Raw genomic sequence first — 15,745 nt, forward strand, 5'->3', positions numbered from 1 at the left:
AAGAAAATTTATCTTATTCCCACTTTTTGTTGGTAACTCTTCACGCAGCCGTGTGGAACGCCCGCCCGGTGCCAAGGGAAGAACCTTCGTTAGCGTATTCCAGGATATTTATGAGCAAGAGTACTGCTGAGATCCGTCAAACGTTTCTCGATTTTTTCCATAGTAAGGGACACCAGGTTGTTGCCAGCAGCTCCCTCGTACCCCATAACGATCCGACGTTATTGTTTACTAACGCCGGGATGAACCAGTTTAAAGACGTTTTCCTTGGACAAGACAAGCGCAGCTACTCGCGTGCCACCACGTCGCAGCGTTGCGTGCGTGCCGGTGGTAAACATAATGACCTGGAAAACGTAGGCTATACTGCGCGTCACCATACTTTCTTTGAAATGCTGGGTAATTTCAGCTTCGGCGATTATTTCAAGAAAGAAGCGATTGCTTTTGCATGGGAGCTGCTGACGTCAGCGCAGTGGTTTAACCTGCCGAAAGAGCGCCTGTGGGTGACCGTGTACGAAACCGATGATGAAGCCTGGGATATTTGGGCCAATGAAATTGGCGTGCCCGCTGAGCGCATTATCCGTATCGGTGATAATAAAGGCGGCGCTTACGCTTCAGATAACTTCTGGCAGATGGGCGATACCGGACCATGCGGCCCGTGCAGCGAAATTTTCTACGATCATGGCGACCATATCTATGGCGGCCCGCCGGGCAGCCCGGAAGAAGATGGCGATCGCTATATCGAGATCTGGAATATCGTCTTTATGCAGTTTAACCGTCAGCCTGACGGTACGATGCTGCCGCTGCCTAAACCTTCTGTTGATACCGGCATGGGTTTGGAGCGTATTTCTGCGGTGCTGCAGCACGTTAACTCTAACTATGAAATCGATCTGTTCCAGAAGCTTATTGCTTCTGTGGCAGAGGTCACAGGCAGTACCGACCTCAGCAATAAATCGCTACGGGTTATTGCCGACCATATTCGTTCCTGTGCTTTCCTGATTGCCGATGGCGTAATCCCTTCAAATGAGAACCGTGGCTATGTGCTGCGTCGTATCATTCGTCGTGCGGTGCGTCATGGCAACATGCTGGGCGCTAAAGGTAGCTTCTTCTATAAGCTGGTTGGCCCGTTGATTGAAGTGATGGGCAGCGCTGGTGAAGATCTGCAACGCCAGCAGACACAGGTAGAGCAGATTCTTAAAACTGAAGAAGAGCAGTTTGCTAAAACGCTGGAGCGTGGTCTGGCGCTGCTGGATGAAGAGCTGGCGAATCTGCAGGGCGATACGCTGGATGGCGAAACCGTTTTCCGCCTGTACGATACCTTCGGCTTCCCGGCAGACCTGACGGCTGATGTGTGCCGTGAGCGTAATCTGAAAATTGATGAAGAAGGCTTTGAGCAGGCAATGGAGCGTCAGCGTCAGCGCGCTCGTGAAGCCAGCGGTTTTGGCGCTGACTACAGCAATGTTATCAGCATCGATTCCGCTTCATCTTTCAAGGGGTACGACAACCTTGCGTTAAAAGCCGCTATAACTGCCATCTATGTTAACGGCCAGCCGGCAGATGAAATCACCGCCGGAGAAGAAGGGGTGATTGTACTCGATGAGACGCCGTTCTATGGCGAATCAGGCGGGCAGGTAGGCGATACCGGCGTGCTGAAAGGGCTTAACGCTGAGTTTAACGTAAGCGATACGCAGAAATATGGTCAGGCTATTGGTCACACAGGCAAGCTGATCTCTGGTCACCTGCGCATTGGCGATCGACTGGATGCTCAGGTTGACGAGGCGCGTCGTGCGCGCATTCGCCTGAACCACTCAGCCACGCATCTGTTACATGCTGCGCTGCGTCAGGTTCTGGGAACGCACGTTGCTCAGAAAGGCTCGCTGGTAAACGATAAATATCTGCGATTCGATTTCTCGCACGCCGAGGCGATGAAGCCGCAGGAGATCCGTGAGGTTGAGGACATCGTTAACGCGCAGATCCGTCGTAACCTGCCGGTTGAGACCCATATCATGGATCTCGAAGAGGCCAAAGCGAACGGTGCAATGGCGCTGTTTGGCGAGAAATATGATGCGCGCGTGCGCGTACTCTCAATGGGCGACTTCTCGACCGAGCTGTGTGGCGGCACGCACGCCAGCCGCACGGGGGATATCGGTCTGTTCCGTATTACCTCTGAATCAGGCACGGCCGCAGGTATTCGTCGTATCGAGGCGATAACGGGCGAAGCGGCGCTGGCGCAGGTCAACGCGCAGGCTGAGCAATTGCATGATATCGCGCAGCTGGTTAAAGCCAACAGCAGTAATCTGAATGAAAAAGTGCGTGCTATGATCGATCACGCGCGCGCGCTGGAAAAAGAGTTGCAGCAGTTAAAAGATCAGCAGGCGGCTCAGGAAAGCGCTTCGCTGAGCAGCAAAGCCAAAGATATCAACGGTATAAAATTATTGGTCAATGAGCTGAGCAATGTCGATCCTAAACTGTTGCGAACCATGGTTGATGAGTTAAAAAATCAGCTGGGCTCGGCAGTGATCGTCCTGGCGACGGTAGCAGACGGGAAAGTTTCTCTGATTGCCGGTGTAACAAAAGATCTTACCGACCGTGTTAAAGCGGGCGAGCTGATTGGTGCGGTGGCGCAGCAGGTTGGCGGTAAAGGCGGTGGACGTCCGGATATGGCGCAGGCGGGTGGTACGGATGCACAGGCGCTGCCTGCTGCGCTGGCCAGCGTTGAGTCCTGGGTGTCTGCTAAACTGTAAGGGATAAAAAAGCAGTGCGGAAAGCGCCGTGGATAGCCTCCGCTGGCGCTTTTTAATGCAAACCGTACTCTGTAATAACAAAGTCAGGTTGCGGGTAATGATTTCGGCTAAACTAACTATCAGCAGAATGTATTAGCGTGACAAGATGCGTTGATGTATTTGTCATCATCTACGTTTAGCGCTATATGATGGATAATGCCGGGGACCCGACAGGCCCGACTCTTTTAATCTTTCAAGGAGCAAAGAATGCTTATTCTAACTCGTCGAGTTGGTGAAACCCTCATGATTGGCGATGAGGTGACGGTAACGGTACTGGGAGTGAAAGGTAATCAGGTTCGTATTGGTGTGAATGCGCCAAAAGAAGTTTCAGTACACCGTGAAGAAATCTATCAGCGTATCCAGGCTGAAAAGAGCCAACCACAGTAAAAGCTATACCGAATCCCGCGCCTCGCTCTCATTACCGCGAGGCGCAATGTTTTTCCCGCCCTGTTTTTTTCTCTGTTGTTTTCCCCTGATTGTGAACTGTCTCCTGTTTCGCTGTTGATAAATCACTCTTTTTGTCGGCAAAATACGCGAATTGCGTGGCTTTTGTGCAAACAAACATTTGTTGGGAAAAATTGTTTGACTTATAAGTGCGGGAAAGTAATATGTGCGCCACGCAGTGCCGATGAGCGGAAACAAAGTTCAGCAGCACAGTTCGCAAGAACGCGTAAGGTGAGATGGCCGAGAGGCTGAAGGCGCTCCCCTGCTAAGGGAGTATGCGGTCAAAAGCTGCATCGAGGGTTCGAATCCCTCTCTCACCGCCATTTAATGATGCATCCGTAGCTCAGCTGGATAGAGTACTCGGCTACGAACCGAGCGGTCGGAGGTTCGAATCCTCCCGGATGCACCATCTCCAGGAAGTAAAGCGATACAGTGTTAGCAGCCTGTGTCACGGTGAGTTGTCAGCACCCTGTGTTATACAAGAATTTGTAATGCATCCGTAGCTCAGCTGGATAGAGTACTCGGCTACGAACCGAGCGGTCGGAGGTTCGAATCCTCCCGGATGCACCATTTTCTCTGAAGCGTTAACGTCTTCTTTAGTATTTCCTCAGGTCAGTTGCAGTTCCCCCTGTTTTTCCGATGCATCCGTAGCTCAGCTGGATAGAGTACTCGGCTACGAACCGAGCGGTCGGAGGTTCGAATCCTCCCGGATGCACCATCTTCAGATTTTCTCCTCTGTTTATTCTCTGGTACTCCTCTTCACACTCTTGCGTTACCCTTTATTCTCTCGCATTACTTTTTATTCTCTCGCGTTACCTTACAAATTTTCCTGTTGCGTTTTCTCATTACCTTCTTTAGCGACCCCCGTACGACCTCATTCAGGTTCCTGAACTCTCTGACCTTTTTCTGATTCCTAAATTTCCCAATAGATTCAAAGCATTTGCTGTTCATTGCTACCGGCGACAACCCGCATACTTTACGTTAAAGTAAAGGGGCATTTATTCACAGCCGGGAGAGGATATGTACGATCGCTATGATGGTCTGATTTTTGATATGGACGGTACACTCCTCGATACCGAGACGACTCATCGTCAGGCCTGGGATCGAGTGCTGACGCGTTATGGTTTGTCGTTTGATGAACAGGCGATGATTGGGCTGAATGGCTCACCAACATGGCGTGTGGCGGAATTTATCATTGCCAGCCATCAGGCCGATCTGGATCCTTTCCAGCTGGCTGCTGAAAAAACAGCCGCCGTGAAAACCATGCTTTTTGACAGCGTTCGTACTTTACCGCTTATCGAGGTGGTGAAAGCTTATCACGGGCGCAAGCCTATGGCGGTGGGGACCGGCAGTGAACATGCAATGGCCGATGCTTTGTTGCAGCATCTGCATCTGCGTCATTATTTTGACGTTATCGTTGGTGCTGATGATGTAACGCGCCATAAACCTGAACCCGACACTTTTTTGCGCTGCGCTGCGTTAATGGGCGTGGATGCTGAAAAATGCGTGGTGTTTGAAGATGCCGACTTTGGCCTGCAGGCAGCGCAAGCCGCTGGTATGGCTGCGGTAGATGTTCGCTTATTGTGAATGACATTCTGAGTTACGGTTCGTTATTTGCCAGCAGTTTTTTGAGCGCCACGCTGCTACCGGGTAGCTCTGAGGTGCTGCTGGTTACGTTACTACTGGCAGGGAATTTGCCGGCATTAGGTCTGATTTGTGTCGCAGCCGTGGGGAACACGCTCGGCGGATTAACAAACGTTGTTATTGGTCGCTTACTGCCGCCAAAGCAGGGGCGATGGCATAACACAGCAATGGCGTGGTTGCGTCGGCTTGGTCCTGCAGCACTGTTATTCAGTTGGTTACCGCTGATTGGCGATCTGCTGTGTGTACTGGCTGGCTGGTTGCGTTTCTCATGGCTCCCGGTAGTGCTGTTTTTGGCTATTGGCAAGACTCTGCGTTACGTAGTGGTCGCGACCGCAACTTTACAGGGCATGGCGTGGTGGCATTGATTCCTTCAGGATCGGGGCTACGGTAAACATTATGCTAAACAAAAATAAATTATTCTCTGAGCGGGAGGTCACTTTGATCCCGGACGTATCACAGGCGCTTTCCTGGCTGGAAGCACATCCTGACGCCCTGAAAGGTATTGGTCGTGGCATTGAGCGTGAAACGCTGCGTGTCAGGCCAGACGGTAAACTCGCGACCACCGGTCATCCGGCGGATCTTGGCGCAGCGTTGACCCATAAATGGATTACCACTGATTTTGCTGAATCACTGCTTGAGTTTATTACACCCGTCGATCGCGATATCGATCATCTGCTGGCGTTTTTACGCGATATACATCGTCATGTCGCCCGCGAGTTAGGTGAAGAGCGTATGTGGCCTTTCAGTATGCCCTGCGTGATTGAAAACAGCGATGCTATCCAGCTGGCACAATATGGCAGCTCGAACATTGGACGTATGAAAACGCTCTATCGCGAAGGTCTGAAAAACCGCTACGGCGCGCTGATGCAGACTATTTCCGGCGTGCATTACAACTTCTCGCTACCGCTCTCTTTCTGGCAGGCGTGGGCTGGCGTTAAAGATATGGAAAGCGGCAAAGATGTCATCTCTGCCGGCTATTTACGCTTGATCCGTAACTATTATCGCTTTGGCTGGGTTATTCCCTATCTGTTTGGCGCTTCGCCTGCGGTTTGTTCTACTTTCCTGCAGGGGAAAGAGAGCAGCCTGCCTTTTGAGCGCAACGAGCGCGGTATGCTCTGGCTACCCTATGCTACCTCGCTGCGCTTAAGCGATTTGGGGTATACCAATAAATCGCAGAGCAATCTGGGCATTACGTTTAATACCCTGAACGGCTATGTCGAGGCGTTGAAAAAGGCGATTAAAACCCCTTCTGAAGAATATGCGCGTATGGGCGTAAAAGATGAAGAAGGGCGCTGGTTACAGCTTAATACCAACGTGCTGCAGATAGAAAACGAACTCTATGCGCCTATTCGTCCCAAACGCGTTACGCGTTCTGGCGAGGCGCCGTCTGATGCGCTGGCGCGCGGCGGCATTGAATATATTGAAGTGCGTTCGCTGGATATTAACCCTTTCTCACCGGTTGGTGTGGATGAAACGCAGGTGCGCTTCCTGGATCTGTTTCTGATCTGGTGTACGCTGGCAGACGCGCCGGAAATGAGCAGCGCTGAACTGCAATGCACGCGGCAAAACTGGAATCGCGTTATCCTTGAAGGTCGTAAGCCGGGTCAGACCATCGGCATAGGCTGTGAAGATACCCGCCAGCCGTTAACGATGGTGGGCAAAGCGCTGTTTGCCGACCTGAAACGCGTAGCGGAAGTTCTCGATAGCCAGTCGGGATCGCCAGATTACCAGCAGGTGTGCGATCGCCTGGTCGCCTCTTTTGACGATCCTGAGTTAACCTATTCTGCGCGCATCTTACAGACGATGCTGGATAACGGCATCAGCGGAACCGGGCTGGCGCTGGCCGAGCAGTATCGTCAGATGCTGACGGAAGAGCCGTTGCAGGTATTAACCGGGGAAGACTTCACTCAGGAAGCGATACGCTCACGTCATGCGCAGCAGGAGCTGGAAGCGGCAGATACCCTGAGTTTCGCTGAGTTTTTGGCGAGCAAGAAAGGATAGAAAAGAAAATGGCCACAATCACTGTGGCCAAACTAACATCTCTGTTGTCAGGGATGATGATAACAAATGCGCGTCTTTCACTTATTCAGACGCACGGCGAACAGAAAAGTTTCATCGTTCACAAAAAAATTTTTAGCTGAGGTAACGATATGCCATTACTGGACAGTTTTACCGTTGATCATACCCGTATGGCCGCGCCGGCAGTACGCGTCGCCAAAACCATGAATACGCCTCATGGCGATACCATCACGGTATTTGATCTGCGTTTCTGCGTACCCAATAAAGAAGTTATGCCGGAACGCGGTATCCACACGCTTGAGCATCTGTTCGCAGGCTTTATGCGTAACCACCTGAATGGCGACGGCGTAGAAATTATTGATATCTCTCCGATGGGATGCCGCACCGGCTTTTATATGAGCCTGATCGGTACGCCTTCCGAGCAGCGCGTTGCTGATTCATGGAAAGCGGCGATGAATGATGTGCTGAAGGTCAATGACCAGAATCAGATCCCGGAACTGAACGAATATCAGTGCGGGACCTATCAGATGCACTCGCTGGATGAGGCCAAAGATATTGCCCGTCACATCATTGAGCATGACGTACGCGTTAACCACAATGATGAACTGGCGCTGCCGCAGGATAAGCTGAAAGAGCTGGAAATTCACTAAGCGTAAAGCATAAAAAAGGGCCGCATTTGCGGCCCTTTTATTGGCGGCGAATCAGGAGCCAATACTGGATTGCAGCGGCTGTTGAGGCGTTACCCTTATCTGCTTCACCATATTGTCCTGCACATCAAGAATATCGATATCATAGTTATTTATCTGGATGCGCGTGCCTGCCTGCGGGATCTCTTCCAGCTCTTCCAGCAGCATGCCGTTAACCGTACGCGCCTCTTCCTGAGGTAAGTGCCAGTTAAATGCTTTATTGATTTCCCGCACGTTAGCCGTGCCTTCAATCAACACCGAACCATCGCTTTGCGGCATCACTTCTTCAGCCAGTGAAGGAGACATGGAGGTTGTAAAATCACCTACAATCTCTTCCAGAATATCTTCGATGGTAACCAGTCCCTTGATATCGCCATACTCGTCCACCACCAGCCCAACTTTCTTCTTGTTGCGCTGAAATTTAACCAGCTGCACGTTAAGCGGCGTGCCTTCCGGCACGTAGTAAATTTCATCAGCAGCGCGCAGCAGGTTCTCTTTGGTGAACTCTTTTTTCTCGGTCATCATGCGCCACGCTTCGCGTACGCGCAGCATAGCCACGGCGTCGTCCAGCGAGTCACGATATAATACGATGCGTCCATGAGGAGAGTGGGAAACCTGGCGTTCAATGGATTTCCACTCATCGTTGATATTGATGCCGACGATTTCATTCCGCGGCACCATGATGTCATCCACGCTCACCTTTTCCAGATCCAGCACCGACAGCAGCATCTCCTGGTGACGGCGCGACATAAGCGAGCGGGATTCATACACAATGGTGCGCAGCTCATCTTTATTCAACGCTGAACTGATTGAACCGTCCGATTTGATGCCAATCATACGCATCAGCAGGCGGGTAATGGTATTTAGCAGCCATACCAGCGGCATCATGATAATTTGCAGCGGGCCAAGCAGCAGGCTGCTGGGATAGGCAACTTTTTCCGGGTAAAGCGCGGCAATGGTTTTTGGCAGAACTTCCGCGAAAATCAATACCGCAAAAGTCAGTATGCCGGTGGCAATGGCGACGCCTGCGTTACCATACAGGCGCATCCCAACGATAGTGGCGAGCGCTGAGGCGAGGATGTTGACCAGGTTGTTGCCGATCAGCACCAGGCTTATCAAACGGTCTGGTCGTCGCAGTAATTTCTCCACGCGACGTGCGCTGCGGTTGCCGTTTTTCGCTTTATGGCGCAGCCGGTAGCGGTTAAGGGTCATTATGCCGGTCTCGGAGCCGGAAAAATAAGCCGAGACCAGAATCATCACGACCAGCGTAATAATCAGTGTGGTGGTTGAAACGTGTTCCAACGCGAAATCCTTTTATCAATCAGTGAGTGAGCAGATGCTGTAGTACGCGGCTGCCGAAGTAAGACATGGTCAACAACAGCGCACCACCACAGTTAAACCAGACGACGCGGCGTCCACGCCAGCCTTCATGATAGTGTCCCCAGAGCAAAACGATATAAACAAACCAGGCCAGAATCGACAGCACGGCTTTATCTACGTTTTCGGGGGAAAAGAGATTATCCATATAAAACAGGCCAGTACAGAGTACCAGCGTCAGCAGTACGACGCCAACCTGCGTGATATGAAACATTTTGCGCTCGATGGTCATCAGCGGCGGTACATCGTTACTAAAGGCTAAGCGCTTATTTTTCAGCTGGTAATCGATCCAGGCCAGCTGCAGCGCGTAGAGTGCGGCGATAATCAGCGTGGCATAGGCAAAAAGCGCCAGCCCGATATGGATCATCATGCCAGGTGTGGTTTCCAGATGCGTAATAAACGCATTCGGCACGAAGGTCGCAAAGGCGAGATTGATAAGCGCAAAGCTATAAACAATCGGCAGCAGCAGCCAGCCACGATTACGCGAAGCGACAATGGTCATGATGATGCAGATCAGCAAACTTACCAGCGAACCAATGTTCAGCAGGCTAAGGTTTTGAGCGCCATTAACGAAGATGCGCTGCTGAAGCGCCACCGCATGCGCCGCCAACGCCAGCGTTGCCGACAGAACGGCCATGCGTCGCCAGGCGCCGTTATTCCGCAGCAGGCTGGGAATGATCAGAGCAAGGCTAAATGAGTAGGCAAAGAGCGCCAGAATCGCGAAAGCAGACATAGAATGGTCAAATATCGGAAAGATGAAGAAAAACGCAGTATAGCGCCAGCCGGAGTTTGCTCCAAACGTTCTCATTGTGGATTGCAGAGATCGCCAATGCTTCGTGTTATAATCCACCACATTGTGTCGCCCAGGCGGCTCTGTTTTATCTTGAGCGAGAGACAATGTTTGATAATTTAACCGATCGATTGTCGCAAACCCTGCGCAATATCAGCGGCCGCGGAAGGCTGACCGAAGAAAACGTCAAAGAAACCCTGCGTGAAGTGCGCATGGCGCTGCTGGAGGCGGACGTTGCGCTGCCGGTAGTGCGTGAATTTATTAACCGCGTAAAAGAGCGCGCGGTTGGGCACGAAGTGAATAAAAGCCTGACGCCGGGTCAGGAGTTTATCAAAATTGTGCGTAATGAGCTGGTTGAGGCGATGGGATCGGAAAACCATGCCCTTAACCTCGCCGCGCAGCCGCCAGCCGTGGTGCTGATGGCCGGCCTGCAGGGTGCGGGTAAAACCACCAGCGTTGGTAAGCTCGGTAAGTTCCTGCGTGAAAAGCACAAGAAAAAAGTGCTGGTTGTTTCTGCCGACGTCTATCGTCCGGCGGCGATCAAGCAGCTGGAAACGCTGGCACAGCAGGTAGGCGTGGATTTTTGCCCGTCTGACCTGAGCCAGAAGCCGGTTGATATCGTTAACAACGCGCTAAAAGAAGCAAAGCTTAAATTCTACGATGTGCTGCTGGTGGATACCGCCGGCCGTCTGCACGTAGATGAAGCTATGATGGATGAGATCAAACAGGTACACGCCGCGATTAATCCGGTGGAGACGCTGTTTGTGGTCGATGCCATGACCGGTCAGGATGCGGCAAACACGGCGAAGGCGTTTAACGAAGCGCTGCCGTTAACCGGCGTTATTTTGACCAAGGTCGACGGTGATGCTCGCGGCGGTGCGGCGCTCTCTATTCGTCATATCACCGGCAAGCCGATTAAGTTTATGGGCGTCGGTGAAAAGACCGAAGCGCTGGAGCCGTTTTATCCCGATCGTCTGGCGTCACGTATCCTCGGCATGGGCGACGTACTGTCGCTTATCGAAGATATTGAAAGCAAAGTCGATCGTGCCCAGGCAGAAAAACTGGCGAACAAGCTGAAGAAAGGCGACGGCTTTGACCTGAATGACTTTCTGGAACAGCTAAAACAGATGCGCAATATGGGCGGTATGGCCAGCCTGATGGGAAAACTTCCCGGAATGGGGCAACTGCCGGATAACGTTAAGTCGCAGATGGATGACAAAGTACTGGTGCGCATGGAGGCGATGATCAACTCCATGACGCGCAAAGAGCGTGAAAAACCTGAGATTATCAAGGGGTCACGCAAGCGTCGTATCGCCGCAGGTTCCGGTATGCAGGTGCAGGATGTCAACCGTATGCTCAAGCAATTCGACGATATGCAGCGCATGATGAAAAAGATGAAAAAGGGTGGCATGTCAAAAATGCTGCGTGGAATGAAGGGCATGATGCCACCGGGCTTTCCGGGGCGTTAAGCCGTTCCAATGTAAAGTCCCGACAGCTTGCTCACTTTAGATTGCTTTTTGCGCCAAAATGAGTAAAATTTTCGGGCTTTTTATACGACACCCGGGCCCCGTTCCTCGATGGGGCCCGGTTGTTTTATTAACTGAAGAGGATGTTATGGTAACAATTCGTTTGGCACGTCACGGCGCGAAAAAGCGTCCGTTCTATCAGGTTGTCGTTACTGACAGCCGCAACGCACGCAATGGTCGTTTCATTGAGCGTGTAGGCTTCTTCAACCCGATCGCATCTGGTCAGGCTGAAGCACTGCGTCTGGACCTGGACCGTATTGAGCACTGGGTTGGCCAGGGCGCTACGCTGTCCGATCGCGTTAACGCGCTGATCAAAGAAGCTAAAAAAGCAGCTTAATCTGTCACGGTGGTTAGCATGAGCAAACAACTCGCCACACAGCCTCCCGTTAATCCCGTTACGTTGGGAAAAATGGGAGCGGCCTACGGCATTCGGGGTTGGCTCAAAGTGTTTTCTTCCACCGAAGATGCCGACAGCATCTTTGACTACCAGCCCTGGTTCATTCAACGCGCCGGTAAATGGCAGCAGATTGAGCTGGAAAGCTGGAAGCACCACAATCAGGACATCATCATCAAAGTCAAAGGCATTGATGATCGTGATGCGGCGGCTCAGTTGACTAACTGTGAAATTTTAGTCGACTCCACGCAGTTGCCGAAGCTGGAAGAGGGTGATTACTACTGGAAAGACCTCATGGGTTGCAAAGTAGTTACCGTTGACGGCTATGAAATGGGAAAAGTCATTGATTTGATGGAAACCGGCTCAAACGACGTACTGGTCGTGCAGGCAAACCTGAAAGATGCGTTCGGTGTGAAAGAGCGGTTAATTCCGTTTCTTGATGAACAGGTTATCAAGAAAGTCGATCTCACTACCGGCACCATTGAAGTAGATTGGGATCCTGGTTTTTGACCTCCGAACAAAACGGTAATCCAACGGCGTGCTCTATGTGGATTGGTGTAATTAGCCTGTTTCCAGAGATGTTTCGCGCTATTACCGACTACGGGGTAACTGGCCGGGCAGTAAAAAATGGCCTGCTCAGCGTCCAAAGCTGGAGTCCGCGTGACTTCACGCATGACCGGCATCGCACCGTGGACGATCGTCCTTATGGCGGCGGTCCGGGGATGTTGATGATGGTACAACCCTTACGGGATGCCATCCACGCAGCGAAAGCGGCGGCGGGAGAGGGCGCTAAGGTGATTTATCTGTCACCTCAGGGGCGCAAGCTCGATCAAGATGGAGTTTGCGAACTGGCAACGCAGCAGAAATTAATTCTGGTTTGCGGACGCTACGAAGGGATCGATGAGCGCGTGATCCAGACTGAAATCGATGAAGAATGGTCGATTGGGGATTACGTACTCAGCGGTGGAGAGTTGCCAGCGATGACGTTGATTGATTCAGTTGCCCGGTTTATACCTGGTGTGCTGGGCAAGCAGGCGTCAGCCGAAGAAGATTCGTTTTCTGAAGGTTTGCTGGACTGTCCGCATTATACCCGCCCTGAAGTGTTGGAAGGGCTGGAGGTTCCGCCAGTATTACTGTCGGGCAACCATGCTGAAATTCGCCGTTGGCGCCTGAAACAGTCGCTTGGCCGTACCTGGCTTAGAAGACCTGAACTTCTGGAAAACCTGGCTCTGACTGAAGAGCAAGCAAAGTTGCTTAGCGAGTTCCAGCAGGAATTCAGCGCGCAACAAAACTATGATGCGGAAGGCTAGCCTTCCGATAAGATCAGTTTACCCAGGATAAGAGATTTAATTATGAGCAACATTATCAAGCAAATCGAACAAGAGCAGATGAAGCAGGACGTACCTTCTTTCCGTCCGGGTGATTCCGTGGAAGTGAAAGTATGGGTCGTTGAAGGTTCTAAAAAGCGTCTGCAGGCATTCGAGGGCGTGGTTATCGCTATTCGTAACCGCGGTCTGCACTCTGCATTCACTGTTCGCAAAATTTCCAATGGCGAAGGTGTTGAGCGTGTATTCCAGACTCACTCACCGGTCATTGACAGCATCACCGTGAAACGTCGTGGTGCCGTGCGTAAAGCGAAACTGTACTACCTGCGTGAGCGTACTGGTAAAGCAGCTCGTATCAAAGAGCGCCTTAACTAAGAGCTCGCGTAAGCGACATCTTAAAGTTAATAGCAATAAAGGGGTTAGCATCAAGCTAACCCCTTTTTTTATTGTCACCCTTAAACCACCTCCTGGGGAGGTGGTGATTGATCCTGTAAGGCTATAGCCCGAAGAATGCCCATGTCGGAATATCTCTGCTTACTCACCACAAGTAAAAGGAGACAAACCGACATGGGGCTTTACAGGAGTTCATTACATGTATATTGGCGTTGCAAATACCACATAGTCTGGACGCCGAAGTATCGCTTTAAGATACTTCGGGATAAGGTTGACCGTGCATGTGAAGCATCCTGACATAGTGGATAGTGCATCATCATTTTATCCCCCGCAATCGTGATCTTGTCGGGATGACAAACCACAATCTTGCTTTTGCAAGATGAAGTTTGCACTTTTTCATTCCTCAGCTTGCTCATACCCCACATCCGAAAGCTTAACCTCAAGCTCTAAGCCCGTTGTGTATTCGTTCCCGTTTAGGTTATGCACCACCCGGCTGATTATCCACGCCTGTTCGTCTATAACGCGCTTAAAGCCTCTGACCGCTATCGGCGTTTCAGGAAATAGATCAGCACGGCCAATCGCCAGCGACATTGAAAACTCCGCGCTGTAGTTTGTCCCACTTTGCCTGAGCGGCGCGCATAGCCTGCGCCTTTGTCGCGTAGATGGTCGTCAGCTCCAGCACGTTGTCAGACTCACCGACCATGTACTCGCCCTCGCGCGCTTCCTGCTCTTTTTTAGCTTTGGGTTTTGCCGTGACTTTGGTGGCTTTTGAGTGCTGCAGCGCGCGCAGATGCTGCTCTTTAGGCTTGCGCTTGAGCTTCACCTTCTGCTTTTGTGGTTTCGGGGCTTTGGTGTGCAACCATTTCGCCGTGACGCCGGTGTAGGCTTCGCGGTCAGCAATCGCAAACTGGTGCCGGTCGCCGTCGCCGCGTTCAAGGGGCATCAGTGGAATGGTCCTGCCACTGGCCGTCTTGCAGCTAAACTCGATTTTTCTGTCCGCGCCGTCGCTGAATAATTTGGTGTGCGTATGGGTCACTTTATCGATGACATACATGCCGTGGATCATACCGGTTCCGTCAATCAGCGGTCACGCTCTGCCCTCGTCAGCCATCAGCTCGATGGCGGTCAATGACAGACGTCAGCCGGTGATTTCATGCATCGCTTAAAAACGGGAAAGTCCCGGATAAATGGCACAAAAAAACCGGCATTCTGACTGCCGGTCTTGTTGCTTAATTCAGGAATCAGTTCTGCCATGAAATGATGTCGTCCAGACCAGAGAGCAGGTCGGGAAAGTAACTTTCATCAATATCGAAGGAATCCTCAAGCGTAATACTGTCAGCATGGTTTTCAGGCTTCAGTACCATGCTGACGCCAACAGCCCCGGCAAAATGTGCCTGATGAAACTTAAGCACAACCTGCTCGAATGCCGAGGTTAAATTAATATCCTTAAATTTCGCCCCTGACTTTAAGGTCTGATGGAAACCATGTGTATCATTCCTGAATTGCTCTAACTGACCGACAAAAAACTCTGCAGCAAACTCCGTTTTTAAGGCAGGGATTGAGAATTCAACCCATACCATAATACGGCTATAGGTAGGCTCTTCGGGCTCAGTCAGTCTTTCATAAGGCGTTAATTTAAGGTGTCTGTTACCGCTTGTGATATCTATCATGATCCCCTCTTCACGGCATGTACTGAAAATGCATGATAGTCCAGTCAGCTTCCCTGACCAAAACCTCAAGACGGTATGACTTGTAAATATAAGTGCCTTTATTTTGCCTGTCTTCCACAAGCTTATACATACGAGCTTCGTACCGGAAAAGCCCTGGCTTTTTTAGAGGGGCTGGCGTTCTGATACCATAACGAATGGCCTTTTCCTGAATCTGTAAAGGCACATAGCGGCCGGGGGTTAGCATATGTTTTGCCGATGACTCACTCATCCTGAGCGCGCGAGCTGATAAGCCCATTTTAAGGCGGCCACGCAAGATACTGATGGTGGCCTGACTCAATTTGACGGTTACAGCCGTTTTGACACCACTCTCAAGTAACGCTTTACCAGCCCGAAAAAGTCGAAATGCACCAAAGGCAATTAAAGCGAGGTCTGTAGGGTCAATGAGAGGAGCTTCTAATGGCGCTTCTTCCAGTCTGACAAACACGCCATCGGCATCATAAATTTGCCACAAACCGTGAGCCTGAGCGACGGAATAACCAATACACATCCCGCTTTCGTCATCAACGATGGGTTTTGAGTTCAGTGGAGGGTTGCGGGGGCGAAATTCGAAATATTCACCGGCTGGCAATATTGACTGGAAGGTGTAAAAACGTCCTGGTTCGTCTGTAATTAATCCAACACTCATTGTCATGATTTCCTT

15 protein-coding genes, 4 tRNA genes and 2 pseudogenes are annotated in these 15,745 nt (G+C 51.2%); 16 read left to right on the forward strand and 5 right to left on the reverse strand.

Translation table 11 applies throughout. The features are described 5' to 3' along the window. Nucleotides 1–110: 110 nt before the first annotated feature. The 10 genes from alaS to luxS all read left to right on the forward strand — a co-directional run bounded on the left by alaS (nt 111) and on the right by luxS (nt 7,534). Nucleotides 111–2,738 carry an alanine--tRNA ligase gene (gene alaS / locus ACQE32_RS17825; protein ID WP_426973722.1) on the forward strand — a complete coding sequence of 876 codons (2,628 nt, stop codon included), beginning with the start codon at nt 111–113 and terminating at the stop codon, nt 2,736–2,738. Nucleotides 2,739–2,984: 246 nt separating this feature from the next. Continuing rightward, nucleotides 2,985–3,164 (forward strand): carbon storage regulator CsrA, encoded by a 180-nt coding sequence (csrA, locus tag ACQE32_RS17830; protein ID WP_038624529.1) that lies wholly within the window; start codon nt 2,985–2,987, stop codon nt 3,162–3,164. Between the two features lie 287 nt (nt 3,165–3,451). After that, a tRNA-Ser gene (locus ACQE32_RS17835) sits at nt 3,452–3,544 on the forward strand. A gap of 9 nt (nt 3,545–3,553) precedes the next feature. Then, nucleotides 3,554–3,630, forward strand: a tRNA-Arg gene (locus ACQE32_RS17840). A gap of 84 nt (nt 3,631–3,714) precedes the next feature. Next, nucleotides 3,715–3,791: transfer RNA gene (locus ACQE32_RS17845), tRNA-Arg, on the forward strand. A 71-nt stretch (nt 3,792–3,862) separates the two neighbouring features. Continuing rightward, a tRNA-Arg gene (locus ACQE32_RS17850) sits at nt 3,863–3,939 on the forward strand. 302 nt (nt 3,940–4,241) lie between these two features. Further along, nucleotides 4,242–4,808 carry a fructose-1-phosphate/6-phosphogluconate phosphatase gene (gene yqaB, locus ACQE32_RS17855; RefSeq protein ID WP_426982037.1) on the forward strand — a complete coding sequence of 189 codons (567 nt, stop codon included), beginning with the start codon at nt 4,242–4,244 and terminating at the stop codon, nt 4,806–4,808. Further along, nucleotides 4,805–5,230: a YqaA family protein gene (locus tag ACQE32_RS17860; RefSeq protein ID WP_250650724.1), complete on the forward strand. Its 426-nt coding sequence runs from the start codon at nt 4,805–4,807 to the stop codon at nt 5,228–5,230. Before yqaB ends, ACQE32_RS17860 begins: the two co-directional genes overlap by 4 nt. 31 nt (nt 5,231–5,261) lie before the next feature. Further along, nucleotides 5,262–6,866 carry a glutamate--cysteine ligase gene (gshA, locus tag ACQE32_RS17865; RefSeq protein WP_426973724.1) on the forward strand — a complete coding sequence of 535 codons (1,605 nt, stop codon included), beginning with the start codon at nt 5,262–5,264 and terminating at the stop codon, nt 6,864–6,866. A 149-nt stretch (nt 6,867–7,015) separates the two neighbouring features. Further along, nucleotides 7,016–7,534, forward strand: coding sequence for an S-ribosylhomocysteine lyase (luxS, locus tag ACQE32_RS17870; RefSeq protein ID WP_085070468.1), 519 nt, complete (start codon nt 7,016–7,018; stop codon nt 7,532–7,534). A gap of 51 nt (nt 7,535–7,585) precedes the next feature. Here luxS and ACQE32_RS17875 read toward each other — a convergent pair whose 3' ends face one another. Together ACQE32_RS17875 and ACQE32_RS17880 are read right to left on the reverse strand one after the other, a co-directional pair. After that, entirely contained in the window at nt 7,586–8,872 is a 1,287-nt protein-coding gene (locus tag ACQE32_RS17875) for an HlyC/CorC family transporter (RefSeq protein ID WP_426973725.1), read from the reverse strand. A gap of 19 nt (nt 8,873–8,891) precedes the next feature. Next, nucleotides 8,892–9,680: a cytochrome C assembly family protein gene (locus ACQE32_RS17880; RefSeq protein ID WP_085072295.1), complete on the reverse strand. Its 789-nt coding sequence runs from the start codon at nt 9,678–9,680 to the stop codon at nt 8,892–8,894. A 164-nt stretch (nt 9,681–9,844) separates the two neighbouring features. On the opposite strand from ACQE32_RS17880, the gene ffh reads away from it, so the two are divergent. From ffh to ACQE32_RS17910, 6 genes and pseudogenes are all read left to right on the forward strand, one after another. Further along, nucleotides 9,845–11,206, forward strand: coding sequence for a signal recognition particle protein (gene ffh / locus ACQE32_RS17885; RefSeq protein WP_085070472.1), 1,362 nt, complete (start codon nt 9,845–9,847; stop codon nt 11,204–11,206). Between the two features lie 145 nt (nt 11,207–11,351). After that, a complete protein-coding gene (gene rpsP / locus ACQE32_RS17890; protein WP_033739514.1) occupies nt 11,352–11,600 on the forward strand; it encodes a 30S ribosomal protein S16 in 249 nt (82 codons plus the stop codon). Between the two features lie 18 nt (nt 11,601–11,618). Continuing rightward, nucleotides 11,619–12,167 carry a ribosome maturation factor RimM gene (gene rimM, locus ACQE32_RS17895; protein WP_085070474.1) on the forward strand — a complete coding sequence of 183 codons (549 nt, stop codon included), beginning with the start codon at nt 11,619–11,621 and terminating at the stop codon, nt 12,165–12,167. A gap of 35 nt (nt 12,168–12,202) precedes the next feature. Next, nucleotides 12,203–12,967: a tRNA (guanosine(37)-N1)-methyltransferase TrmD gene (trmD, locus tag ACQE32_RS17900; protein WP_085070476.1), complete on the forward strand. Its 765-nt coding sequence runs from the start codon at nt 12,203–12,205 to the stop codon at nt 12,965–12,967. 42 nt (nt 12,968–13,009) lie between these two features. After that, nucleotides 13,010–13,357: a 50S ribosomal protein L19 gene (rplS, locus tag ACQE32_RS17905; RefSeq protein ID WP_085070477.1), complete on the forward strand. Its 348-nt coding sequence runs from the start codon at nt 13,010–13,012 to the stop codon at nt 13,355–13,357. 192 nt (nt 13,358–13,549) lie between these two features. Further along, nucleotides 13,550–13,654, forward strand: a pseudogene (locus ACQE32_RS17910) (transposase); the annotation flags it as partial. A 117-nt stretch (nt 13,655–13,771) separates the two neighbouring features. Here the strand turns inward: ACQE32_RS17910 and ACQE32_RS17915 are convergent. The 3 genes and pseudogenes from ACQE32_RS17915 to ACQE32_RS17925 form a co-directional block, all read right to left on the reverse strand. Continuing rightward, a pseudogene (locus ACQE32_RS17915) lies at nt 13,772–14,354 on the reverse strand (contractile injection system protein, VgrG/Pvc8 family); the annotation flags it as partial. A 262-nt stretch (nt 14,355–14,616) separates the two neighbouring features. Then, the gene (locus ACQE32_RS17920) at nt 14,617–15,045 is read right to left on the reverse strand and encodes a WapI family immunity protein (protein ID WP_427022199.1); all 429 of its coding nucleotides are present in this window, start codon (nt 15,043–15,045) and stop codon (nt 14,617–14,619) included. A 10-nt stretch (nt 15,046–15,055) separates the two neighbouring features. After that, nucleotides 15,056–15,736, reverse strand: coding sequence for a hypothetical protein (locus ACQE32_RS17925; protein WP_427022200.1), 681 nt, complete (start codon nt 15,734–15,736; stop codon nt 15,056–15,058). Between the last annotated feature and the right edge of the window lie 9 nt (nt 15,737–15,745).

It is taken from the genome of Pantoea sp. FN0302 (assembly GCF_050113775.1).
GTDB classification, from domain to species: Bacteria; Pseudomonadota; Gammaproteobacteria; order Enterobacterales; family Enterobacteriaceae; genus Mixta; species Mixta alhagi.